At 63.5% G+C, this 23,159-nt stretch carries 28 protein-coding genes, 1 tRNA gene and 1 pseudogene; 20 read left to right on the top strand and 10 right to left on the bottom strand.

Going from position 1 to position 23,159, the window contains the following annotated elements; translation table 11 throughout:
- Positions 1–173: 173 nt before the first annotated feature.
- Positions 174–791 carry a LysE family translocator gene (locus NL532_RS03425; RefSeq protein ID WP_023829887.1) on the bottom strand — a complete coding sequence of 206 codons (618 nt, stop codon included), beginning with the start codon at positions 789–791 and terminating at the stop codon, positions 174–176.
- A gap of 178 nt (positions 792–969) precedes the next feature.
- Here NL532_RS03425 and NL532_RS03430 point away from each other — a divergent pair, with 178 nt between their 5' ends.
- Complete coding sequence (locus NL532_RS03430) at positions 970–1,875, top strand: hypothetical protein (RefSeq protein ID WP_155923878.1); 906 nt, start codon at positions 970–972, stop codon at positions 1,873–1,875.
- Positions 1,876–1,898: 23 nt separating this feature from the next.
- Here NL532_RS03430 and NL532_RS03435 read toward each other — a convergent pair whose 3' ends face one another.
- From NL532_RS03435 to hrcA, 3 genes are all read right to left on the bottom strand, one after another.
- Complete coding sequence (locus tag NL532_RS03435; protein ID WP_023829885.1) at positions 1,899–3,248, bottom strand: PQQ-dependent sugar dehydrogenase; 1,350 nt, start codon at positions 3,246–3,248, stop codon at positions 1,899–1,901.
- A 109-nt stretch (positions 3,249–3,357) separates the two neighbouring features.
- On the bottom strand, positions 3,358–3,558 hold the full coding sequence (locus NL532_RS03440; RefSeq protein ID WP_023672050.1) for a hypothetical protein: 201 nt from the start codon (positions 3,556–3,558) through the stop codon (positions 3,358–3,360).
- A 36-nt stretch (positions 3,559–3,594) separates the two neighbouring features.
- On the bottom strand, positions 3,595–4,680 hold the full coding sequence (gene hrcA, locus NL532_RS03445; protein ID WP_023681233.1) for a heat-inducible transcriptional repressor HrcA: 1,086 nt from the start codon (positions 4,678–4,680) through the stop codon (positions 3,595–3,597).
- 155 nt (positions 4,681–4,835) lie between these two features.
- Between hrcA and rph the strand changes: the two genes are divergently transcribed.
- From rph to NL532_RS03475, 6 genes and pseudogenes are all read left to right on the top strand, one after another.
- Positions 4,836–5,552, top strand: a complete 717-nt coding sequence (rph, locus tag NL532_RS03450; RefSeq protein ID WP_023819299.1) for a ribonuclease PH — start codon at positions 4,836–4,838, stop codon at positions 5,550–5,552.
- Positions 5,553–5,742: 190 nt separating this feature from the next.
- Complete coding sequence (locus tag NL532_RS03455) at positions 5,743–6,153, top strand: VOC family protein (RefSeq protein WP_023819300.1); 411 nt, start codon at positions 5,743–5,745, stop codon at positions 6,151–6,153.
- The gene (rdgB, locus tag NL532_RS03460) at positions 6,153–6,800 is read left to right on the top strand and encodes an RdgB/HAM1 family non-canonical purine NTP pyrophosphatase (protein WP_023692946.1); all 648 of its coding nucleotides are present in this window, start codon (positions 6,153–6,155) and stop codon (positions 6,798–6,800) included. Before NL532_RS03455 ends, rdgB begins: the two co-directional genes overlap by 1 nt.
- Entirely contained in the window at positions 6,800–7,957 is a 1,158-nt protein-coding gene (gene hemW, locus NL532_RS03465; protein ID WP_023829884.1) for a radical SAM family heme chaperone HemW, read from the top strand. Before rdgB ends, hemW begins: the two co-directional genes overlap by 1 nt.
- A 71-nt stretch (positions 7,958–8,028) precedes the next feature.
- Complete coding sequence (locus NL532_RS03470; RefSeq protein WP_155923877.1) at positions 8,029–8,397, top strand: hypothetical protein; 369 nt, start codon at positions 8,029–8,031, stop codon at positions 8,395–8,397.
- Positions 8,398–8,400: 3 nt separating this feature from the next.
- Positions 8,401–8,723 (top strand): annotated as a pseudogene (locus NL532_RS03475) (low molecular weight protein tyrosine phosphatase family protein).
- Between the two features lie 113 nt (positions 8,724–8,836).
- Here NL532_RS03475 and NL532_RS03480 read toward each other — a convergent pair.
- Together NL532_RS03480 and NL532_RS03485 are read right to left on the bottom strand one after the other, a co-directional pair.
- Complete coding sequence (locus NL532_RS03480; protein WP_023672058.1) at positions 8,837–9,025, bottom strand: hypothetical protein; 189 nt, start codon at positions 9,023–9,025, stop codon at positions 8,837–8,839.
- Positions 9,026–9,032: 7 nt separating this feature from the next.
- Positions 9,033–9,218, bottom strand: a complete 186-nt coding sequence (locus NL532_RS03485) for a hypothetical protein (RefSeq protein WP_023672059.1) — start codon at positions 9,216–9,218, stop codon at positions 9,033–9,035.
- Positions 9,219–9,390: 172 nt separating this feature from the next.
- On the opposite strand from NL532_RS03485, the gene rsmI reads away from it, so the two are divergent.
- A complete protein-coding gene (gene rsmI, locus NL532_RS03490) occupies positions 9,391–10,299 on the top strand; it encodes a 16S rRNA (cytidine(1402)-2'-O)-methyltransferase (protein ID WP_023745883.1) in 909 nt (302 codons plus the stop codon).
- Positions 10,292–10,669 (top strand): YraN family protein, encoded by a 378-nt coding sequence (locus NL532_RS03495; protein ID WP_023745884.1) that lies wholly within the window; start codon positions 10,292–10,294, stop codon positions 10,667–10,669. The genes rsmI and NL532_RS03495 overlap by 8 nt, the downstream gene beginning before the upstream one ends.
- Before the next feature lie 175 nt (positions 10,670–10,844).
- Here the strand turns inward: NL532_RS03495 and NL532_RS03500 are convergent, their stop codons facing one another.
- Complete coding sequence (locus tag NL532_RS03500; protein ID WP_023745885.1) at positions 10,845–11,651, bottom strand: undecaprenyl-diphosphate phosphatase; 807 nt, start codon at positions 11,649–11,651, stop codon at positions 10,845–10,847.
- 169 nt (positions 11,652–11,820) lie between these two features.
- On the opposite strand from NL532_RS03500, the gene NL532_RS03505 reads away from it, so the two are divergent.
- The 9 genes from NL532_RS03505 to NL532_RS03545 all read left to right on the top strand — a co-directional run bounded on the left by NL532_RS03505 (position 11,821) and on the right by NL532_RS03545 (position 21,016).
- Entirely contained in the window at positions 11,821–12,513 is a 693-nt protein-coding gene (locus NL532_RS03505) for a glutathione S-transferase family protein (protein WP_023672063.1), read from the top strand.
- The gene (queG, locus tag NL532_RS03510; protein ID WP_023672064.1) at positions 12,494–13,648 is read left to right on the top strand and encodes a tRNA epoxyqueuosine(34) reductase QueG; all 1,155 of its coding nucleotides are present in this window, start codon (positions 12,494–12,496) and stop codon (positions 13,646–13,648) included. Before NL532_RS03505 ends, queG begins: the two co-directional genes overlap by 20 nt.
- Complete coding sequence (locus NL532_RS03515) at positions 13,645–14,745, top strand: SDR family oxidoreductase (protein WP_023672065.1); 1,101 nt, start codon at positions 13,645–13,647, stop codon at positions 14,743–14,745. Before queG ends, NL532_RS03515 begins: the two co-directional genes overlap by 4 nt.
- Before the next feature lie 46 nt (positions 14,746–14,791).
- Positions 14,792–15,874, top strand: coding sequence for a penicillin-insensitive murein endopeptidase (mepA, locus tag NL532_RS03520; RefSeq protein WP_488473627.1), 1,083 nt, complete (start codon positions 14,792–14,794; stop codon positions 15,872–15,874).
- Positions 15,875–16,011: 137 nt separating this feature from the next.
- Positions 16,012–17,031, top strand: coding sequence for a glucokinase (locus tag NL532_RS03525; protein ID WP_023672067.1), 1,020 nt, complete (start codon positions 16,012–16,014; stop codon positions 17,029–17,031).
- A 280-nt stretch (positions 17,032–17,311) separates the two neighbouring features.
- On the top strand, positions 17,312–19,132 hold the full coding sequence (locus tag NL532_RS03530; RefSeq protein ID WP_031203515.1) for an ABC transporter ATP-binding protein: 1,821 nt from the start codon (positions 17,312–17,314) through the stop codon (positions 19,130–19,132).
- A 30-nt stretch (positions 19,133–19,162) separates the two neighbouring features.
- Complete coding sequence (dapB, locus tag NL532_RS03535; RefSeq protein ID WP_023672119.1) at positions 19,163–19,984, top strand: 4-hydroxy-tetrahydrodipicolinate reductase; 822 nt, start codon at positions 19,163–19,165, stop codon at positions 19,982–19,984.
- A gap of 27 nt (positions 19,985–20,011) precedes the next feature.
- Positions 20,012–20,632 (top strand): 2,3-bisphosphoglycerate-dependent phosphoglycerate mutase, encoded by a 621-nt coding sequence (locus tag NL532_RS03540; RefSeq protein ID WP_023672068.1) that lies wholly within the window; start codon positions 20,012–20,014, stop codon positions 20,630–20,632.
- A 299-nt stretch (positions 20,633–20,931) separates the two neighbouring features.
- Positions 20,932–21,016, top strand: a tRNA-Leu gene (locus NL532_RS03545).
- A 101-nt stretch (positions 21,017–21,117) separates the two neighbouring features.
- Here NL532_RS03545 and NL532_RS03550 read toward each other — a convergent pair.
- The 3 genes from NL532_RS03550 to NL532_RS03560 all read right to left on the bottom strand — a co-directional run bounded on the left by NL532_RS03550 (position 21,118) and on the right by NL532_RS03560 (position 22,279).
- Entirely contained in the window at positions 21,118–21,462 is a 345-nt protein-coding gene (locus tag NL532_RS03550; protein ID WP_023672069.1) for a low affinity iron permease family protein, read from the bottom strand.
- 200 nt (positions 21,463–21,662) lie between these two features.
- Positions 21,663–21,971 carry a DUF1236 domain-containing protein gene (locus NL532_RS03555; protein WP_023672071.1) on the bottom strand — a complete coding sequence of 103 codons (309 nt, stop codon included), beginning with the start codon at positions 21,969–21,971 and terminating at the stop codon, positions 21,663–21,665.
- A 47-nt stretch (positions 21,972–22,018) separates the two neighbouring features.
- Positions 22,019–22,279, bottom strand: coding sequence for a hypothetical protein (locus tag NL532_RS03560; RefSeq protein ID WP_245272152.1), 261 nt, complete (start codon positions 22,277–22,279; stop codon positions 22,019–22,021).
- A 176-nt stretch (positions 22,280–22,455) separates the two neighbouring features.
- On the opposite strand from NL532_RS03560, the gene NL532_RS03565 reads away from it, so the two are divergent.
- Both NL532_RS03565 and NL532_RS03570 read left to right on the top strand, forming a co-directional pair.
- Positions 22,456–22,755 carry a DUF1236 domain-containing protein gene (locus NL532_RS03565; RefSeq protein ID WP_023672073.1) on the top strand — a complete coding sequence of 100 codons (300 nt, stop codon included), beginning with the start codon at positions 22,456–22,458 and terminating at the stop codon, positions 22,753–22,755.
- Between the two features lie 74 nt (positions 22,756–22,829).
- Positions 22,830–23,036 carry a hypothetical protein gene (locus tag NL532_RS03570; protein WP_023681214.1) on the top strand — a complete coding sequence of 69 codons (207 nt, stop codon included), beginning with the start codon at positions 22,830–22,832 and terminating at the stop codon, positions 23,034–23,036.
- Positions 23,037–23,159: the final 123 nt, after the last annotated feature.

Genomic DNA, 23,159 nt, shown 5'->3' on the forward strand with positions numbered 1-23,159 from the left:
CGCTCCCAAATCAGATCAGGCAATTGGCGTCGGCGGACAGAATAGGGCTTTCGCCCGCGCAAGATAGGCTGCCGGCCGAAAATATCGAGTGGGCCGCTTGCTGAAAACGCTTGTCCCCTCAAGCCGCATTTTCCGGATGGACCGATCGGCGGAATGGATGGGCCTGAACCGATCTACTGACGTGCGGCAATGGCAGCGGCCGCGCCCACCATGAAGCCGGCGGCGGTGCGGTTCAGCGCCTTCAGCGCGCGTGGCGATTTCAGGAACCAGCGCGCCTTGGCGGCCAGCGCAAGATATGGCACCAGCACCACTAAGAGCACAATGACGGTGAGCGCGACCAGGATGCCGTAGTCGGCGAGCGTGATGGTCTTCAGGTCGACGATGGTCGGCGTGATGGCGAGGTAGAAGATCATCGTTTTCGGGTTGCCCAGCGTGACGGCGAGGCCGGCAAGGAAGCTCGATACCAGGCCGCCCTTGCCTTTCCTGGCCTCGACAGTCTCGGGCGTGATCCCGGCCGTCCAGAAACGCCAGCCGAGGAAGGCGAGATAGGAGACGCCCAGCCATTTGATGGCGAGAAACACCATGCCGAAGCTTTGCGCGACAAAGGCAAGGCCGAGCACCACCGCGGTGAGATAAATGAGGTCGCCGAGCATCAGGCCGAACGACATCGCCAGCGATGAGCGGAAGCCGGATCCGAGCGCCCGCGCCACAAGCGCGGTGACGCCGGGCCCGGGAATGGCGGCGGCGATGCCCAGCGCAGCACTATAGGCAAGGAAGCCGGCGAGGGTCATGACGGTCGCACCTCGTGAAACGACTCTGATGCCATGAAAGCCTGCAACGGCAAAACGGATTCGATTGCGCCAAGCAGGGCATGAAAGCCGGTCATCCTCGCCTGAAAGCGAGAGATGGTTCACTTACGCCCCGAAGGCGGTCGGCTATCTCGCATGGCTCCGAACGGCAGGAGCACCCATGTTAGCCAAAAGACTTCACATCCAGCTCATGAAGTGGATGCCCAACAACTATTCCGAAGCACGCGGTCACGTCCACGAGCTGGAATGGTATCTGTGGTTCGAGGGGCGTCAGGCTTTCAGCCTGTTCGACAAGGGCGATAGCGATGTCGTTCCGCAGACTGGATATTTTACCGACAGCCGGGACCCTGGCGCTCACGCCATTCGTCCGATGATCTATCCGCTGGTCGTCAACAACCGGTTCAAGGTGCGACTGGTGGCGATCGAGCGTGACGGACCGCAAAAGATAGACCCCGACGACACCGCCAAAGGCGAATTCTACATCGACCTCGACACCAAATATCCACCGGTCTCCGACTGGCGCATCATCGCTGCCGATCCGCGCAATACCGACCTCAACGTGGAAGCGTCGTTCCAGCTGCAATGGCTGGACTATGTCGATACCGCCGAGATTGCCGAGGATGGCCCGCCACGCATCATCGACAAGTCCAACTATCCCTATCCCTGGGGCGCCAATGTGATGGTGTTCGAGCACTGGCTCGGGCTTGGCCGCAAGGCGCCGCTCAAACTCATCGACCCGAACCGCGCTTCGCGCCGCGAATACTGGATGATCAATGGCAATGCGGCCCGGCGCATGGTGCAGGACCTCTATCGCTTCAACGTCAACCAGCTTGGCGTCGCCAACGACACCATCAGCAGTGTTTACGTGCCGAAGCTCAATGCCGGCCACGTCACGGTGACGCTTTACGAACACGATTTCAGCGACGGCCGCTTCGCGCAAGGGGCGAAGAAGTCCTTCGGCTCGGTCGGCCTCTTCAATCTCAGGGATACCGGTTTCGATGACCGTGTCTCATCGGCCGAGGTGATCCATACCTATCCCAAGGTGATCCATCGGGACGTACATTAGGGCCGGTTGCGCAGTTCGCCGGCTCAGGACGGGCCGTCGACATGGGTGATGCGCCAGATGGTGCCGTTGCCATCCTCGGTGACGATAAGCGCACCGTCCCTGGCCACCGCGACGCCGACCGGCCGGCCCCAGACGGCGTCGTCGGAGAGGACGAAGCCGGTGATGAAATCCTGGTACTCGCCGGTCGGCTTGCCGTCGCTAAATCTGAGCCGCACCACCTTGTAGCCGGTCCTCATACCACGGTTCCAGGAGCCGTGCAGGGCGACGAAGGCGTCACCCTTGTACTCTGCCGGGAAATTGCCGCCGTCATAGAACGCGATGTTGAGCGGCGCCGAATGCGCCTGCATCAGCACGTCGGGCACGGTGACCGAGCCGGCGAGGTCTGGGCGCGCGCCCTCGTGACGCGGGTCCTCGTTGGCGCCGATATAATACCAGGGCCAGCCATAGAAGGCGCCGTCCTTGACGGAGGTGGCATATTCGAACGGCACATCGTCGCCGAGACCGTCGCGCTCGTTGACGACACACCACAGCGCGCCGGTCGCCGGCTGCACGGTCATGCCCGAACAATTGCGCAGGCCGGTAGCGAGGATGCGGCCATTCTTGCCGTCGGGGCCGAAGGCCAGCACGTCGGCACGGCCATCCTCGGAACCCCAGGTGGCGCCGAGTGGCTGTGATTTTGCCCAGGCGTCAACGCCGCTATTCGGTGCCTTCCCCATGCCCTCCGCGACGTTAGATCCGGAGCCGACCGAGAGATACAGCGTCTTCCCGTCCGGCGAGAAGGCGATATCGCGGGTCCAGTGGCCGCCGGTAGGGATGTCGGAGACAATCGTCTCCGGTTCGCCGGAGGCTTTAAGGTCGCCGTCGCGATAGGCGTAGCGGACCACGCTGTCGTTGTTGGCGACGTAGACCCATTGCGGCTTGTCGCCAGGCGGGTAGAAGGCGATGCCATAGGGCTCGTTGAGATCGTCGGCAAAAATGCCCTCTTCGGCCGGCTTCGCGCTACCCTTGGCCAGCCGATAGACGCGGATCTGGTTGGCGTCACTGTCGGCGACGAACAGGTCGCCGTTCGGCGCCACGCGCACGACCCGCGGATTGGAAATGCCGGAAGCAACCAGTTCGGCCGAAAACCCAGGCAGCAGGACGGGCTTCGCGCCCTCGGGCCGATCGCCAAGGCCGGCGCTGTTGGAGGCGGATTCGGTGATGTTGGGTCTTTTCAGATCATCCGGCCTAATCAGCCGGCGCACACCTGGCTCGTCGGCCGTCCAGTCGCCGAAAGCGTCTTTGCCGGTCAGCAGCGGTTGATCGGCCTCCTGGGCGAAGGCGCTGGTGGCCAGAAGCAGGGCAAGGCCTGCCAAGCCGGCAATCCGGATCATGCTGTTCTCCTCGAACTCGCGCCGGTCGGCGCGTCATGCACAAGGGAGATATTGTGCGGCCGCCGCAAAAGAGAAGCGTGCGCGCGCGCAGATTCGACGAGAGAACCGCTCAACTTTCCTCTTCGACGTCGAGATCGTCGTCGAGACGCTTTTCCAATGCGACGAGATCTTCCGGCAGCGGCAAGCCCATGGCGCGCATTTCGCGCAGTTTTTCGCGCAGCTGCTCCTGGATTTCGTGCTCGTCCTCCGGCTGGTTGACCATTTCTTCGAGCAGCATGCTGATCTGGGCCTTGAACGATTCAAGCGCCATTCTGCGGCCTCCTTTACGGTGATCCCGGCTTTCGAATTATCTTAACATCCGGGTAATCAATTGCGCAGTGTAGTCGACCATAGGCACGATGCGGGCATAATTCAGCCTGGTCGGGCCGATGACGCCGAGCGCGCCGACGACGCGGGCGTCCTTGTCGCGGTAAGGCGCTACGACCAGCGACGAGCCGGAGAGCGAGAACAGCTTGTTTTCCGAGCCGATGAAGATCCGCACGCCGGGGCCGTCCTCGGCGAGGTCGAGCAGCTGGATCAGCCCGTCCTGCGTCTCCAGATCCTCGAACAGGTGGCGCAGCAATTCGATATCGGCCTGGGCGGTGACGTTTTCGAGCAAATTGGCGCGGCCTCGCACGATAAGGCGCGCCGGCAGGCCGCTATCGGCGCCGGCCCACACCGCCAGGCCTTTCTCGACCAGATCCTGCGACAGCGTGTCCAGCGCTGCCCTGGTCTCGTCCTTGATGCGGGCGATCTCGATGCGCGCCTCGGCGAGCGTGCGGCCCCTGATATGGGCGTTGAGGAAGTTGGAGGCCTCGTGCAGCTGCGAGACGGTGATGCCGGCCGGCAGGTCGACGACGCGGTTCTCGACATCGCCATTCTGCGACACCATCACCGCCAGCGCCTTGGTCGGCTCGAGCTGGATGAACTCGATGTGCTTCAGCGCCACCTCGTTCTTGGTGGCGAGCACCAGGCCGGCGCCGCGCGACATGCCCGACAGCATCTGGCTGGCCTCGGTCAGCATGTGTTCCAGCGTCGCGCCCGAGCCGGAGGCGCGCACCTGCGCCTCGATGACCCGGCGTTCCTCGTCGGAGAGATCGCCAAGCTCCATGAAGGCATCGACGAAGAAGCGCAGGCCGGTCTGGGTCGGCAGGCGCCCGGCCGAGATGTGCGGGGCATAGATCAGGCCGAGATGCTCGAGGTCGCTCATCACGTTGCGGATGGTCGCCGGCGACAGCGACGACGGCAGGATGCGCGACAGGCTGCGCGATCCCACAGGCTCACCGTCCTTCAGATAGGATTCGACGATGCGCCGGAAAATGTCGCGCGAACGCATGTCGAGCGATTGCAGCGCGGGCGCCAGCAGACTGGGTTCGGTGACTGCCTTGGTCATTCGAGCCAAAAACCTCCGGCTCAAGGATATAGACTTCCATCGCCCCCGCGCAACCCGGCGTCTGTGCCAGATCGCCCGGCCTTTTCCTTTGCGCCATGGGCTGCATGCGTCTACAAGCCGCCGACGCAACCGTAAAAGAACAGAAAGAGGCCTCGATGCGCCCTTCTAAACGCCAAGCCGACGAAATGCGCGCCATCTCCTTCGAGCGCGGCGTCTCCAAACACGCCGAAGGCTCGTGCCTGGTGAAATTCGGCGACACGCATGTGTTGTGCACGGCGAGCCTGGAGGAAAAGGTGCCGGGCTGGATGCGCAATTCCGGCAAGGGCTGGGTGACGGCGGAATACGGCATGCTGCCGCGTTCGACCGGCGAGCGCATGCGCCGTGAAGCTTCGGCCGGCAAGCAAGGCGGCCGCACGCTGGAAATCCAGCGGCTGATCGGCCGCTCCTTGCGCGCCGTTGTCGACCTGCAGGCGCTGGGCGAACAGCAGATCACCGTCGACTGCGACGTCATCCAGGCCGATGGCGGCACCCGCACGGCGTCGATCACCGGCGGCTGGGTGGCGCTTTACGATTGCCTGCGCTGGATGGAAGCGCGGCAGATGGCCAGGGTTGCCAAGGTGCTGAAAGATCATGTCGCGGCAATTTCCTGCGGCATCCATGACGGCCAGCCGGTCATCGACCTCGACTATATCGAGGATTCATCTGCCGGCACCGACGCCAATTTCGTCATGACCGGCAAGGGCGGCATCGTCGAGATCCAGGGCACCGCCGAGGGCGAGCCGTTCTCGGAAGGGCAGTTCGCGGAGCTGATGGGCCTGGCAAAGAAGGGCATTCAGCGGCTGGTGAGCTTGCAGCAGATGGCTGTGGCTTGATTGAATTTAACGTGATGACGTCGGCGATCCTTCACACCCCCCTCTGGCCTGCCGGCCATCTCCCCCGCAAGGGGGGAGATCAGAGGTCGCTACCGTTTTCGCCAACCATCAACGTTGAGACGCCGCCAGCGGAACTGCCAATCTCCCCCCTTGCGGGGGGGATGCCCGGCAGGGCAGAGGGGGGTGCCTGATGCACCCCTCCGCTATTCTTGAGTCAGCGCTTTACGTCACGGATCTCGCCGCTGCCGAGACATTCTACTCCGATGTCCTCGGCCTCCCTCTCCTCGGCAAGGTCGACGGCCGCCATCTCTTCTTCCGCTGCGGCCCGGGCGTGCTGCTCATCTTCAACGCCGAAGCCACCAAAATCCCGCCGGCGCCCGATGCGCGGCTGAAAGTGCCGCCGCATGGCACGGTCGGCGAGGGCCATCTCTGCTTTGCCGCAAGTGAGGATGAACTCGCACAGTGGAAGGCGCAACTTGAGGCGAAAAACATCGCCATCGAAAGCGAATTCGAATGGCCGCAGGGCGGGCGCTCGATCTACATACGCGACCCCTCGGGCAATTCGATCGAATTCGCCGAGCCAAGGATCTGGGGCCTTTGATGCATTCTCTCGATGGAAAGAAGATCGTCGTTGCCAGCCACAATGAAGGCAAGCTGCGCGAATTCGCCGATTTGATGGGTCCGTTCGGCTTCGAGGCGAAGTCGGCCAAGGACTACGGCCTGCCGGAACCGGAGGAGACCGGCACCACCTTCGAGGAAAACGCCTACATCAAGGCCTTCGCCGCGGCTAAGGCGACCGGCCTGCCGGCGCTGTCGGACGATTCGGGCCTGTGCGTCGACGCGCTCGACGGCGCCCCCGGCGTCTACACCGCCAATTGGGCCGAAGCTCCCGATGGCAGCCGCGACTTCGGGATGGCCATGCAGCGCACCGAAGTGGCCTTGCAGGAGGTCGGCGCCGCCAAGCCAGCGCAGCGCAAGGGGCGGTTCGTCGCCGTCATCTGCCTGGCCTTCCCCAATGGCGAGGCTGAATATTATCGCGGCGAAGCTGAGGGAACGCTGGTGTGGCCGCCGCGCGGCGAACTGGGCTTCGGCTACGACCCGGTGTTTTTGCCCGACGGTTTCGACAAGACGTTCGGCGAGATGAGCGCTGAGGAAAAACACGGCTGGAAGCCCGGTCAGCCGACGGCGCTGTCGCACCGCGCCCGCGCCTTCCAGAAATTCGCCCGCGCCAGGTTAGGCTCAGCTTAATGTCGCTGGACCGCAGCCCGGGCTTCGGGGTCTACATCCATTGGCCGTTCTGCGCGGCCAAATGCCCGTATTGCGACTTCAACAGCCATGTCCGTCACCAGCCGGTCGACCAGGAGCGCTTTGCCCGCGCCTTCGAGAACGAGCTGAAGACCATGAGCGAGCGGACCGGGCCGCGCGAAGTGACCAGTATCTTTCTCGGCGGCGGCACACCGTCGCTGATGCAGCCGCAGACGGTGGCGGCGGTGCTGGACGCCGTGGCGAAGAACTGGACGGTGCCCGACGGCATCGAGGTGACGCTGGAAGCCAATCCGTCCTCGGTCGAGGCCGAGCGATTTCGCGGCTACCGCGCCGCCGGCGTCAACCGTGTGTCGCTCGGCGTGCAGGCGCTGAACGACAAGGATCTGCGCTTCCTCGGCCGGCTGCACAATGTCGACGAGGCGCTGCATGCAATTGGCCTGGCACGGGACATATTCCCAAGACTCTCCTTCGACCTGATCTACGCCCGCCCCGGCCAGACGCTGGACGACTGGCAGGCGGAGCTCGAACAGGCGATCGGCCATGCCGCCGACCATCTGTCGCTCTACCAGCTGACCATCGAGGAAGGCACGCCGTTCCATGCCCTTCATGCGGCGAAGAAATTCATCATCCCCGATAATGACCGGGCCGCCGATCTCTATGCGCTGACTCAGGAGGTCACCGCGGCGCATGGCCTGCCGGCCTATGAGATTTCCAACCACGCCAGGCCGGGCGCCGAGAGCCGGCACAATCTGACCTATTGGCGCTATGGCGAATATGTCGGCGTCGGACCGGGCGCGCATGGCCGCTTTATCGAGAACGGCCACCGCACCGTGACGATCGCCGAGCGGATGCCGGAGACCTGGGCCAATCTGGTGGAGGCCAGGGGCCATGGCGTCACCGGCGGCGAGATCCTGACGCGCTCCGAAGAGGCCGACGAGTTCCTGCTGATGGGGCTGAGGTTGGCCGAAGGCATCGACCTTTCCCGCTACGAGGCGTTTTCCGGGCGCGGCCTGTCGAGCGCCCGGCTGACCGTGCTGCAGGATGAGGGGCTGGTGGCGCCGATCGGCAATGCCAGGCTACGCGCCACGCCAGCCGGCATGATCGTGCTCGATGCCGTGGTGGCGGATTTGGCGCGGTGAGCCCACAGGGCAAATGGCCGGGCTGTTGGACGATTTATCGGCTTGAGCAAGGATGTTAGAAAGTCGACTTGTTGAACCGCTGGCGTGCCAGCGCCGCATCCGAGGTGACTCCTGCGATGACGTTCCTGATCCACGAGACCTTGATGACATTGAACACGGATGATGTGTTCGAGTTTGGATTGACCGAAATCTTGAGATCTCCAGAGCAAGACGACCTCTTTGAGGCTCAGGCGATTTTCATCAGGAACGCAACGGTCACATCGAAACTAAAATTGACCCACTTGAGCGAATTCAGCGTTGTCCTCAGTTTCATAACATATATTGGAAATAAGCTTCGCGGAATCGCCAAGGATGAGTTGCTCGAGTTTGATCTGAATGGACTCACATTTGATCAGTACATCCCTCTCAGCAAAAATCTGCGTAAGATCTGGGATGAGTAGTCGGTGAAGAACGTCCTGTTCGTCTGCAGCCAGAACCGCTTGCGCAGCCCGACCGCCGAGCAGGTGTTCTCCAAACGTAGGGATATCGAGGTCGAGTCGGCCGGCACCAATCACGATGCAGACACGCCGCTGACGCATGAACTGGTCGCCTGGGCCGACATCGTCTTCGTGATGGAAAAAGCGCACCGCACCAAGCTGCAGAAGAATTCAAGGAGAGCCTGAAGAAGGCCCGCGTCATCTGCCTCGACATCCCGGATGACTACGGATCCATGGATCCGGAGTTGATCGACCTTCTGAAGGCACGGGCTTCGCGATATCTCGATTGAACTATGGGGGCTTCGTAACCACGCGTTCGTCATCCTCGAGTCTGCGCCGCGTCGCTTCGCTCCTTGCTCGCCCGTGATGACGAAGTGAGGGTGGTCCTCGCCAATCGCGAAGGTCAAGCGTCGTGCTTGAAGCGGCGCTTGCCGCGGTGTTTCTCGGCATGCGCCTCTCCGGTCCGGGCCGGCTTGGCGTCGCTCTTGTCCCGGCGGACGCTGTTCTGGTCGTTCATCGGATGCGGCGGCGCGCCTTCGCGGGCGCTCTTCGTTTCAAGACGGGTGATGAAGATATCGAAACGATTGGGCATCGTACGGTCAGTGCTCCGTCGTGCTGTCCGGTTTGTTGTCCGAAAGCCTGACATTCGTCGGCAAGGCGGTGGCCGTCCGACTGGCCAGGCCGGTGTCGCTTTCGGCGAGCGCACGCTTGCCCTTTCGCGCAGTGAAGCGCTTGCGCTCGGCATAATAGGGCTCGAAAACGTCCTGCAATTCCAGGCTGTCCATCCTGTCCTCCTCCTCAAGAGACTCAGGTATTCAATCCGCCAGCCACGCTTTCGTTCCCCACTGTGGCAAAGACATGGCCGCCGGGTTACATCGGCGTCAGGTTTGGCCCGACGTTCGGGAGTTTTGCAACCCGGCGCGCGCCATGCCAAACAGGGCGAAATGGAGAGACCCGGTGACCGGCGAGAAACGCAGCTATGTGATCGGGCAGACCGAGGTCGCAGTCCGGCCGCTGGCGCCGGCGCTGTATCTGGTGGCGACGCCGATCGGCAACCTCTCCGACATCACGCTGCGCGCCTTGGAAACGCTGGCTGCCGCCGACATAGTCGCCTGCGAGGACACCCGCGTCTCACGCGTGCTGCTCGACCGCTACGGCATCCGCAGGCGCACAACCGCCTATCACGAACACAATGCCGGCGAGGCGGGACCGAAGCTGATCGCAGCACTCGAGGCCGGGCAGAGCGTGGCGCTGATTTCGGATGCCGGCACGCCGCTGATCTCCGACCCAGGCTACCGGCTGGTCGGCGAAGCGCTGGAGCACGGCCTCCGCGTGGTGCCGATCCCCGGCCCATCGGCGCCGCTGGCGGCGCTGACTGCGTCGGGCCTGCCGTCCGACGCCTTCCTGTTTGCGGGGTTTTTGCCGGTGAAATCTGGGCAGCGGCTGACCAGGCTGGAGACCTTCAAGACGGTGCCGGCAACGCTGATCTTCTTCGAGTCGCCACGCCGGCTGGCCGATACGCTGCTTGCGATGGTCGAGGCGCTGGGTGGTGGGCGCAAGGCCGCCATCGGCCGCGAGCTGACCAAGACTTTTGAAGAGATGCGGACGGGAACGCTGCAGGCGCTGGCCGACCACTATGCGGCGGCTGACACGCCGAAGGGCGAGATCGTCATCTGCGTCGGGCCCGCCGAGATCAAGGCCGACCAACCCGCCGACATCGACAGGCTGCTGCTGTCGCTGGCCGCCGAAATGCCGGCGTCCAAGGCGGCGGCGGAAGCGGCGAAGATGACAGGCGGGCAGAAGCAGTCGCTCTACCGCCGGCTGCTGGAACTCAGGGATGCGGTTGGAGAAGGCGAAGGTGGCTGAGCGCCCGGCCGCCAGCCGCCAAAAAGCCTATCGGCGCGGCCATCGCGGCGAGTGGCTGGCGGCGGCGGCGCTGATGCTGAAAGGTTATCGCATCCTCGCCCGCCGGCATCGCACCCGCTTCGGCGAGATCGACCTGATCGCCAGGCGCGGCGACCTGGTGCTGTTCGTCGAGGTCAAGGCGCGGCGCACGCTGATGGAAGCGATGGAGGCGATTGGCCACGAATCGGAGCGCCGCATCGAGGGCGCGGCCGACATCTGGCTGTCGCGCCAACCGGATTATGGCAGATTGTCGATGCGCTTCGACATGATCGCGGTGCTGCCCTGGCGCTGGCCTGTGCATGTCGAGAACGCGTTTTATGGGAGGAGTTAGCGGCCTTTACCCTCCCCCTTGTGGGGAGGGTCGGTGAGCAAGCGACGCGTCGTTGGCGAAACGGGGCGGGGGTGTGGCGCCGACCCCCACCCCGATCCGCTTTGCGGATCGACTGACCGGGGCGAGCCGCCTGTCTCGCCCGTCCTTCGGACCCCCACAAGGGGGAGGGTAAAGCTCACCCCCAGATCATCAGCGCCACCAACCCCACAGTGCCCACCACCAGGCGCCACCAGCCGAAGAGCGAGTAGCCGTTGCGCGAGACGTAATCGAGCAGGAAGCGCACGACGATCAGCGCGGTAACGAAGGCGGCGACGAAGCCGATGGCGATGATCGGCAGATCGGCGCTGCTCAGCACGTTGCGGTTCTTGAACAGATCGAAGGCGAAGGCGCCGACCATGGTCGGTATGGCGAGGAAGAAGGAGAATTCCGCCGCCGCGCGCTTGTCGACGCCCAGCAGCAGCGCGCCGACGATGGTCGAACCGGAGCGCGACGTCCCGGGGATCAGCGACAGGCACTGGAACAGGCCGATTTGCAAATAAAGCCTTGTCGGGAAGCGCTCGACGTCGCGGTAGACCGGCTGCAGCTTCATGCGGTCGACGACCAGCAGCACGACGCCGCCGATGATCAGCATGATGCAGATCAGCCTTGGCGATTCGAACAGCACCGTCTTGATGAAATCATGCGCCAGCGCGCCGATGATGGCGGCCGGCAGGAAGGCAATCAGGATGCCGATGACGAAATGCCGCGTCAGCCGATCATGCGGCAGGTCGAGCAGCATCTGCCACAGACGGCGGAAATAGACGCTGAGGATCGCCAGGATGGCGCCGAGCTGGATCAGGATCTCGAACGCCTTGCCGGTGGAATGGAAGCCGAGGAAATGGCCGGCGAGCAGGATATGGCCGGTCGAGGAGACCGGGATGAACTCGGTCAGCCCCTCCAGCAGGCCGAGCAGCAGGGCTTCGACGATGGTGTGGCTATCCATGGCAACCTCGGCATTCAAGGGACGGAAGGAAACGGCTGGCAAAAGGGCTTGCTTGTCACGGCGCGGAAGTCCCCCTATAGGTCGCAGCACCGTGACGGCCGCATGACGGGCCGCCAAGACTTACCGGTGCGGACGGCGATTCGCCAGTGCGCCTTAATATCGCGGAATCATGCTGACGCTTTTCCATCACCCGATGTTCGCCACCTGCCGCTTCGTGCGCCTCGCCTTCGGCGAATATGGCGAGGAGCTGGCGCTGATCGAGGAAAAACCGTGGACGCGGCGCAAGGAGTTTTTGGCGCTGAACCCGGCCGGCACCTTGCCTATCCTGCTGGCCGAAGGCGACGTGCCGATCGTCGGCGCCATGGTGATCGCTGAATATCTCGACGAAACACGTGGTGTCCTGAAGCGCGACAAGCGCCTGTTTGCGGAAGACCCGATGCAGCGCGCCGAAATCCGCCGCCTGACCGACTGGTATCTCAACAAGGCCGAGAGCGAAGTGACCCGGCATCTGGTGCGCGAGCGCGTGCTGAAGCCGGTGATGCCGGAAACGGCGGGCGGCGGTTCCCCCGATTCGGCGGCGATCCGCGCAGCGCGCGCCAACATTCGCCAGCACATGAAGTACACCAACTGGCTGGCCGGCACCCGTCATTGGCTGGCCGGCAGCAAGGTCACCTATGCCGACCTGGCGGCAGCGGCGACGCTGTCGGTGCTGGATTATCTCGGCGAGATCGATTGGCGCGAGCATGCCGCGGCGCGCGAATGGTACACGCGGGTGAAATCGCGGCCGTCGTTCCGGCCGCTGCTCTCCGACCGGGTGCGCGGCCTGTCGCCGGTGTCGCATTATGCGGACCTCGACTTCTAGAAGCCAAACCCTGCGCGCGCTAGTCGACGCCGAGGCGCGGCGCGCCGGCTTCGATGCGGTTGCCGTCACCACGCCCGATGCGATCCCGCTGGCGCCAGCCAGATTGGCCGAATTCGTCGCCGATGGTTTTCACGGTTCGATGGCGTGGATTGCGGAGACGCTTCAACGCCGTAGCGAGCCTTCGACGCTGTGGCCCGAGGTGCGCTCGATCATCGTGCTGGCAATGAATTACGGCCCCGACCACGATCCGCGTGCGCTGCAGGCAAGGCGCGATCGCGGCGCGATCTCGGTCTATGCGCAAAACCGCGACTATCACGAGGTGATGAAGGGCCGGCTGAAGGAGATCGCCGGCAAGATCGTCGCGCGGGCCGGCGGCGACGTGAAGGTTTTCGTCGATACGGCGCCCGTGATGGAAAAGCCGCTGGCTGAGGCCGCCGGGCTCGGCTGGCAAGGCAAGCATACCAATCTGGTCAGCCGCGAGCACGGCTCCTGGCTGTTTCTCGGCACCATCTTCACCACGGCTGAGCTCACGCCCGATGCGACCGAGGTAGACCATTGCGGTTCCTGCCGCGCCTGTCTCGACGCCTGCCCGACCGATGCCTTTCCGGCGCCCTATCGGCTCGATGCCAGGCGCTGCATCTCCTACCTGACCATCGAGAACAAGGGGCCGATCCCGCAAGAATTCCGCGAAAAGATCGGCAACCGCATCTATGGCTGCGACGATTGTCTCGCCGCCTGCCCGTGGAACAAGTTTGCCCGCGCCGCTTCGGAAGCCAAGCTTGCTGCCCGCGACGAACTGCGCGAGCCGCCGCTGGGCGAGCTGTTGCAGCTGGACGACACGGCGTTCCGGTCTTTCTTCTCGGGCTCGCCGATCAAACGCATCGGCCGCGACCGCTTTGTCCGCAACGTGCTGACCGCCGCCGGCAATTCCGGCGATGTTTCGCTGGCCGGCCCGGTGCGCGCCCTCCTTGGCGACGCCTCGCCGCTGGTGCGCGGCGCGGCGATCTGGGCGCTGGCGCGGCTGGTGCCGGCCGCCGAATTCAACAGGCAGGCGGCGATCTACTCGAACACTGAAACCGACACGACAGTGCGGGGCGAATGGCTGTCCGTATTGCCAATTGAGGCGCACGCATGAGCGAAAAACAGGTTTTTATCTTTGGCGCCGGCTATTCGGGCAAAGCCTTTGCACGGGCCAATGCGGGCTGGCACGGTTTGCGCACTACGAATACCCCCACCCCTAACCCCTCCCCACAAGGGGGAGGGGAACTCGCGGAAGCGCCTACCTTCGCAGACCCAGCGACTGGGATCGGTAAGAGCGCGCGGCAACGTTCCCTCCCCCTTGTGGGGAGGGGTAGTGTGGGCGCCCCTCTTCACAAGAATCTCATTTTTGGCACCACGCGCTCATTGGAAAAATTCGACGCGCTGCGGCAGGTCGGCATCGCGCCGCTGCTGTTCGACGGCGCCCTGACCCCTGAAATCGGCGATGCGCTGGAAAAGACCACCCATCTCGTCGTCTCGGTGGCACCGGAGGAGGCCGGCGACCCTGTGCTTCTCGCCGCGCGCAAGGCGATCGAGGCGATGCCGGCGCTTCGCTGGATCGGCTATCTCTCGACCGTCGGCGTCTATGGCAATTATGACGGTGCCTGGGTCGATGAAACGGCCGAATGCCGGCCGGTGTCGAAACGCTCGTCGATGCGAGTGGCGGCCGAGCGGGGCTGGCTGCAGCTTGGACTCGAGACCGGCAAGCCGGTGGCCATCCTGCGGCTTTCCGGCATTTACGGGCCGGGTCGCAACGCGCTGGTCAATCTGGAAAACGGCACGGCCAGGCGGCTGGTCAAGCCCGACCAGGTGTTCAACCGCATCCATTGCGACGACATCGCCGGCGCGCTCTGGCACCTCATCGGTGGCAATAGAGGCGGCATTTTCAACATCACCGATGACGAGCCGGCGCCGCCGCAGGATGTCGTCACCTATGCCGCTTCGCTGATGGGCGTCGAGCCGCCGCCGGAGATTCCTTTCGAGACCGCCCAACTTTCGCCCATGGCGCGGTCCTTCTATGGCGAGAACAAGCGCGTCGCCAACGCCGCGATCAAGGCAGCGGGCTACCGGTTCCGCTATCCGGACTACCGCCAGGCGTTCGATCGGATGTGGGCCGACGGCAGCTGGCGCGACGGCGAGCCGCGCAGCCCGATGAAGGTAGATAATCGAAACGCGAGCCCGAGGGTGATATGATTCGATTGTGTTGCGGACTTTTGCAGTGGGGTTCATGACGATTTCGATGCGATCCTTGACCGGCAGACGGCCGTTCCTGACGGCGGCGCTGGCGGTCGTGGCGCTGGCCGGGCTGGTGGCGGGCGCAATCACGGCCGAGCCACGGGCAAAAGACCTGTTCGGCGCCAAGAAGCTGCCGGCGGTGGCTGCGGCGCAATCCTTCGGCTTCTATTCAAAGGGCTGCTTCACCGGCGGCGTCGCCATTCCGATGGACGGCCAGAACTGGGAGGTGATGCGTCCCTCGCGCAACCGGCGCTGGGGTCATCCAACGATGATCGCGCTGATCGAGAAACTGTCGCGCGATGCCGCCGCCGACGGCTGGCCGGGGCTTCTGATCGGCGACATTTCGCAGCCGCGCGGCGGCCCGATGCTGACCGGGCACGCCTCGCACCAGATCGGCCTCGACGCCGACATCTGGCTGACGCCGATGCCCGACCGCAAGCTTACGACCCAGGAGCGCGAAAACATCAGCGCCACGCTGATGGTCGACGACAAGACGCATCTGGTGAAGGACAGGCTGTGGAAGCCGATACATACCAAGCTGTTGAAGCGCGCCGCGAGCTATCCGGAAGTCGAGCGCATCCTGGTCAATCCAGGCATCAAGAAGAAGCTGTGCGACACCGTCACCGGCGACCGTACCTGGCTGAGAAAAATCCGGCCGTTCTGGGGCCATGACTATCATTTCCACATCCGCATCGGCTGCCAGCCGGGTTCGCCCAACTGCAAGGGACAGGAAGCGACGCCCGACGATGACGGCTGCGGCAAGCCGCTGGCCTGGTGGTTTACCGAGGAGCCGTGGCGGCCCAACAAGAACCCGGACGCGCCCAAGGCGCGCGACCTGATGACGATGGCGAACCTGCCGAAACAATGCCAGTTCGTGCTCGACCAGCCCGATGCCGACTCGGCCGAAGCCGTCACCTATCGCGGCGGCGGCGTGCCGATCGCCGCCAGGGCGCCGGAACCCGACGCGCCTCCGCCTATTGCGGGCAATGCGGGCGGGTTGCCAAACGCAGCCAACGCATTCACCGCCACGCCGGAGATCGGCATTCCCCTGCCAAGGCGACGGCCGCCGGCAAACGTCGGACAGTGATGGCGAACTGACGCTTTCCCTTTCCGGGGCCATGCGCTAGTCAATCGATTGAACACCGGGCGATTGAACACCGGGCGATTGAAAAACCGGGCGATTGAAACGGTCGCAACGGCGCCGCAAAGGGGACGAGCAAGAGCATGTCAGGCGACGACGACACCGCGTTGCGGTTTCCAGTGCTGATCGGCGACATCGGCGGCACCAATGCGCGCTTTTCGATCGTGCTCGACGCAAATTCGGAAGCCGGTGAGCCGCATATCGTGCAAACCGCCAATTTCGCCACCATAGACGAGGCGATCCAGGCGGCGGTGCTCGACCGGTCGTCCATCCGGCCGAATTCGGCAGTGCTGGCGATCGCCGGACCAGTCGATGGCGACGAGATCCCGCTTACCAACTGTCCCTGGGTGGTGAAGCCGAAGCAGATGTTTGCCAATCTGGGCCTGGGCGACATCGTCGTGCTCAACGATTTCGAGGCGCAGGCGCTGGCCGTCGTGGCGCTCGGCGAAGAGCATATGGAAAAGATCGGCGGCGGCGCGCCGGAGGAGAATGCCGGGCGTGTCGTGCTCGGCCCCGGCACCGGCCTCGGCGTCGCCGGGTTGGTTCATGCCCTCCACCACTGGATCCCGGTGCCTGGCGAAGGCGGCCATATGGATATCGGTCCGCGGACGCCGCGCGATTTCGAGGTGTTCCCGCATATCGAAAAGCTGGACGGCCGCATTTCGGGCGAGCAGATCCTGTGCGGGCGCGGTCTGGTCAATGTCTACCGGGCGGTCGCCAAGGCCGACGGCAAGCCGGCGCCGTTCACCACGCCGGCCGAAATCACCGGGGCGGCGCTGGCCAAGACCGACCCGGTTGCCGAGGAAGCGCTGGCGCTGTTCGTCACCTGCCTCGGCCGCACCGCCGGCGACCTCGCGCTGGTGTTCATGAGCCGCGGCGGCGTGTTTTTGACCGGCGGCATCGCGCAAAAGATCGTTCCGGCACTGAAGGAAGGCAATTTCCGTGCCGCCTTCGAGGACAAAGCGCCGCACAGCGCGCTGATGGCCTCAATGCCGGTCTATGTCATCACCCACCCGCTGGCAGCACTTCTGGGCCTTGCCGCCTATGCCCGCAACCCTTCGCTGTTCGGCGTCCAGACCGCGGGGCGGCGCTGGCGGGCATGATCCATTTCGTCCCGAAAACGGGTATTTTCCTGGAAATGGCTGCCGCTTTCGTGACCCCAACCTCGGGCCGCGACGAAGTTTCGCCATAGGCAAGCCGTAGCCGGGGCGCTAAGAGGGGGCCGAATTCCAGCCTGGCATCCCTAGGGCCGGATGATTTCAGATCGAATCGACCTGAAATCTGAATCCGGCTCTAAATCAAAGAGATAGAGCATGATGTCGTCCGAAAACCGCTTCACACTTTTCGGCATCATGCTCTAGCAAACCACGAAGCGCCCGCGATTTGACCGCTCAAAGTCCACTCAAACTGAAAGTCCAGCCAGCTGAGGTCACTGCGGTGCTGCGCCGCATCCTGGCCGAAAACGGTAGTGAATATCGCTGGACCTATGTCGTTGCCGTCGGCTGCCTGCTGATTGTTTCCGCCACCACCGCCTTCACGGCGTGGATCATGGCCCCGATGATCAACGAGATCTTCTACGAACGACGCGGCGACATGATCGTCTGGATCTGCGCCGGGTTCATGGCCGCCTCCGTGCTGCGCGGCTTCGCCGGTTACGGCCAGGCGGTCGCGTTGGCCAAGATCGGCAACAATCTGGTCGCCCGCTACCAGAAGCGCAGCTTCGACCATCTGATGAAGCTCGGCGTCGACTTCTTCAACGATACGCGTTCCGGTCGGCTGGCGGCACAGGTCAACGAGAATGTCGGCGGCGTTCGCGATCTGCTGTCGCTGACGCTGACCTCCATCAGCCGCGACGCGGTCTCGCTGATCGCCCTCGTTGGCGTCATGATCTACCAGGATCCGGTGTTGTCGCTCAGCTCGCTGCTGATCGGGCCGCCGCTGATCTGGGCCGTCGTCTACATCACCCGCCGATTGCGGCGCATCAACCGGGAATCGGTGCTGATCAACTCGCGGCTGAACGGGTCCGTACAGGAGGCCACGCAAGGCATCGCCATCGTCAAGGCCTTCACCCTGGAAGCCGAGCTGGCGCGCCGGATCGGCATCATGGCCGATACGGCCGAGCAGCGTAACAACAAGATCGCCCGGGTCGCGGAGCGGCTGTCGCCGATTTCCGAGATTTTGGGCGGTTTCGCCATTACCTCCGTCCTTGCCTATTCCGGCTACCGGGCGCTGGTGCTCGGACAACCACCAGGCGCTGTGTTTTCCTTCATCACCGCGCTGATCATGGCCTACGATCCGGCACGGCGCCTGGCTCGTACGCAGGTCGGTATGGAACGTGCCCTGGTCAACGCCCGGATGATTTACGAGCTGCTCGACCTGGAGCCTAAACAGGGCGATGCGCCCGACGCGGTCGAAGCCAGGATCACCACCGGCGAGGTTCGCTTCGACAATGTGACGTTCGGCTACAGCGCCGACATGCCGGTGATCAGGAACCTGAGTTTCACCGCCGCGGCCGGCAAGGTTACGGCGGTGGTCGGGGCCTCGGGTGCCGGCAAGACGACGCTCGTGGCGCTGCTGCAGCGCTTCTACGATGTCGACAAGGGTTCGATCGAGATCGATGGCCAGGACATTTCCAAAGTCACCAAGCACTCGCTGCGCGGCTCGATCGCCTATGTCTCGCAGGCGCCCTATCTGTTCGAAGGCAGCATACGCGACAACATCCGTTTTGGCCGACTTTCGGCGACCGACGCCGAGATCGAGCGGGCGGCGGTGCTGGCGGCGGCCGACAAGTTCATCCGTCAGCAGCCGCAGGGCTACGACACGCCCGTCGGCGAGGGCGGCTCGACCCTTTCCGGCGGCCAGCGCCAGCGCGTCTCGATTGCGCGGGCGATCGTGCGCAATGCGCCGATCCTTTTGCTCGACGAGGCGACCTCGGCGCTGGACAACGAGGCCGAAGCCCGCGTCCAGGAAGCGCTGACCCATGTGATGGAAGGGCGCACCACCATCGTCATCGCGCACCGCCTGTCGACGGTCGTCAACGCCGACCACATCATCGTACTTGAAGAGGGCCGCTTGGTCGAGGAAGGCAACCATGCCAGGCTGATGGCCGATCCGCACAGCGTCTATGCCCGCTTCCACCGCGTGCAGGGCAAGAGCGGGTTGGGGCTTGTCGACGACGCCCAGCCAATCCAAACTCCGGCATAGCCGCGCCAGCAAGGCGATCGGGAGAACAGCATGAGCGAATCCGGCGAAATGGGCTTGGTGGTGGTGGGGGCGGCCGGCCGCATGGGCCAGACGCTGATCCGCGCCATCCATTCGATCCCCGGCGCCCGCGTCGTCGGCGCGGTCGAACGAACCGGATCGCCCTATCTCGGCAGGGATGCGGGCGAGCTTGCCGGCATCGGCATCATCAATGTGACGATCGGCGACGATCCGCTGCCGGTGTTCGCCAAGGCCGACGGCGTGCTCGATTTCACCATGCCGGCAGCCACCGTCGAATTCGCAGGCTATGCCGCGCAGGCACGCATTGCCCATGTCATCGGCACCACCGGCTGCTCGGCGGAAGACGACGCCAGGATCGAGGCCGCGGCCCGCCACGCGACGATCGTCAAATCCGGCAATATGAGCCTCGGCGTCAATCTTCTGGCGGTGCTGGTCGAGCAGGCCGCGCGCGCGCTCGGTCCAGAGGATTTCGACATCGAGATCCTCGAAATGCATCACAAGCACAAGGTCGACGCGCCGTCGGGCACCGCCTTGCTGCTCGGCGAAGCGGCGGCGGCGGGACGCGGCATTTCCCTTGCCGGCAACGATGTGCGGTCACGCGACGGCCATACCGGCGTGCGCAAGCCAGGAACGATCGGCTTTGCCAGCTTGCGCGGTGGCTCGGTGGTCGGCGACCACAGCGTCATCCTGGCCGGAACCGCCGAGCGCATCATGCTGTCGCACCATGCCGAGGACCGCGCCATCTTTGCCCGCGGCGCGGTCAAGGCCGCGCTCTGGGCGCGCGGTAAAAAGCCCGGACTTTATTCCATGCGGGACGTGCTCGGCTTGAGCTAAACTATCCATAATTTTGAAGGAGCAAACATGTCGGGAACTCTCGTGCTCGTGCGCCACGGCCAGAGCGAATGGAACCTGAAGAACCTGTTCACCGGCTGGCGCGATGTCGACCTTACCGAGCAGGGCCACAAGGAGGCCAAGGAAGCCGGCCAGAAGCTCAAGGCACGCGGCTTGAAATTCGACATTGCCTTCACCTCGGCGCTGATCCGGGCGCAGAAAACCTGCCAGCACATTCTCGACGCGGTCGGCCAGAGCGATTTGAAGACGATCCGCGACCAGGCGCTGAACGAGCGCGACTACGGCGACCTCTCCGGTCTCAACAAGGATGACGCGCGTCAGAAGTGGGGCGAAGAGCAGGTGCACATCTGGCGCCGCTCCTACGACGTGCCGCCGCCCGGCGGCGAAAGCCTGAAGGACACCGGCGCCCGCGTCTGGCCCTATTATCTTCACGACATGCAGTCGCATGTGCTGAAAGGCGGCACCGTGCTGGTCGCCGCGCATGGCAATTCGCTGCGCGCACTGATCATGGCGCTGGACGGCAAGAGCGGCGAGGAGATCGTCAAGCTCGAGCTCGGCACCGGCGTGCCGGTGATCTACAAGCTCAACGCCGATTCCACTGTGGCGTCGAAGGACGTGCTGGAGGGGTGAGGTTTTCGGCCAGCGCATTCGCCAAGTCGGCGCTGCCCCTCATTGCCCTGCCGGGCAGTTCTCCCGGTATAGTGACGGGGAGAAAGGGCTGGCCGCAGCCTCGGCGCTCTTCTTGTGACGCAGGTGACCGGCGAAAATCATCGATGAGAGCGCCCCTCTCCCCGTCACTGTACGGGGAGAGGATGCCGGCAGGCAGGTGAGGGGCGGCGCTGACCCCCGGGAAACTAAGCCGGCAGGCAGCGGCCCTCGAAAAAGCGCGTTGACACATATCGTTTGCCCGCTTACATGAGCCCGCACCAGCCCAGATGGCGGAATTGGTAGACGCGCACGGTTCAGGTCCGTGTTCCGCAAGGAGTGGAGGTTCGAGTCCTCTTCTGGGCACCAAATTCCCGTTTCGGATAAGTCCGAAATGATTTAGACGCGAAGCAAAAAAGCCCGGTTCCCGGGCTTTTTTGCTGATGGATGACAGATAGTCCAGCGGAGGGTCAATGCGGCGGGCGAACCGCTTTCATTGCTTCTTCTTCGAGTGTCTGGAGCTTCTCCCGAATCTCCTCCGGCTCGGCATGCTCCAGGCCGACGACATCGTTTCTGGTCTCATTCAGCGAAACGATAATCTCATCAAGCTTGGCGTGAATGGCGGCCGTGTCGCGGTAACCCTGGATCAGCACAACGCCGGTGATCACGATGGCCGCTACCGACAATGCGTAGGTGACCACATTCGTCAGGCCGAATGGCACCAATGCAGTACAGAGCAGCATGGCTACAAGAAGGACGTAGAAGCCCGGTGGCCGGGATAGAAAGTCGCCCATCACAAACAGGAAGCGATTCATATCCAGGCCGCGGTCAAAAATGCCACGAGTGCGGTGACGGCTACGCAAATTGGAATTGCCGCGAGTAAGGCAGCTTCCAGGACCCAAGTTTCCTTGTCGCTAAACATCAGACATCCTCCCGTTCAGAAAACGGCTGCCCGTAGAGCCTTCACAGCGCAGCCACAGCCCGCCGCTCCTGATCGGAGCGGCGGGCTCGCGCGTTACTCGATGATCTGCACGACCTTGCGCGTGTCGGGATCGACGAGAACCGCATGATCTCCGACAACCGTATACTTGTAGCGGACATCCGGAACGTCGATTGCGTGGAGCTCGACAGTGTCGGGAAGTGCCGTGCCGACGTTGAGTTCGACGCCGAGCAAACTGACTGAGGCCAGCTTCTGCTTATGGATATATTCGCGAACGACCGTCTGTTGTTCGGGCTTGAGAACAATAACATCCTCGGCAAACGAGGTGCCGATGCCCGCCATAAGGACGAGGGCGCCGGCGGCGCTGACGAAATATCTGGTCATGGGAATTTCCTTTCATAGGTCAGTTCGGAAGCGTGGATACGAGCAGATCAGCCGCCACTCGCAGGGGCTGGGGCAGGTGCCGCAGGCTTTGCAGGTGCAGCCGGAGCTTCCACCTTTGGCGCTTCAACCTTGACGTCGATATCCTTGCCGCCGTCGCCGCGGATATTGATGACGCCGGTAAAAATAAGCAATACTACGACTGCAATAAGTGCAAGAACAACAGCAATTGCAGTGCCGCCGCCACCACCAGAATTAACAACAGTTGGGCCGTCGGCCATGTGTTCCTCTCCTGTTTTATTTAGTTGCATTTGGGAAACGCCTGCCCCGCTTGAACGTTCCGCCTCGGGACTTGGGTCTTAGCTGATATCCGACTTTGGTCTGGTTCGCCGCGGACTGAAGTCACAGGAACAATCTGGCTGATCTCAAGTTCGGTCCCTCGGCGAACAGGCGTGGTGCCGTCGCCGGATTACGCGAGGAGAAAACCATGAAAATCCACTTTGCAAGTGCCGCTGCAGGCTTGTTGCTTTTGGCTGGGGTCGGCGCCGCCGCAGCTCAGGATGTCGTCATCACACCGGAGCAGGATACGGTCGTCCGCGAATACGTAAAAAAGCAGCCGCTGGCTTCGGTGAAGATCCCGGGCGTGGAGCTGAACGTCGGCAGTGCCTTGCCTGATACGGTCGAGCTGCACGAAGTTCCCAACGTCAAATACCGCTACGTCGTGGTCGACAACCGCACCGTCCTGGTCGACCCCGGCACCCGGAAAATTGTGAAGGTCTACGACTGATCGAATAGCTGCCGCCCGCCGCCGGCCATGGCGGCGGGCAGCGGATTTCACGTTGCGCTCCAGGATGATCGAAGATGATCGATGACGTCGAGACATCGCCAGCCCTCGATACCCGCCTGGGTTCTCTCAGGGCGAGAATGCGCGATGCGCGCATAACAGAGGCCGACATGAAGACCTTTCAGAAAGTCGCATCCATCATGGTTGGCGGCAGTGGCCGCATCAGCGGCGATGACCTGATTGCAGCTTCGTTCGTCCTAGAGGACCAGCCGGAAGGCTTGTAAGGGGGAAGTACTCACGTCTGCAGGCTCCCGCAACGCTGATCCCAAGTGTTCTGGTGCTGAACACATTCCTGCTGCGGGCCGGCGTCGAAGGCGTGCCCGCTGGCGAGGTCGCGTCGCGCTCAA

Origin of the sequence: Mesorhizobium sp. C120A (assembly GCF_030323105.1) — a bacterium.
Lineage (GTDB): Bacteria > Pseudomonadota > Alphaproteobacteria > Rhizobiales > Rhizobiaceae > Mesorhizobium.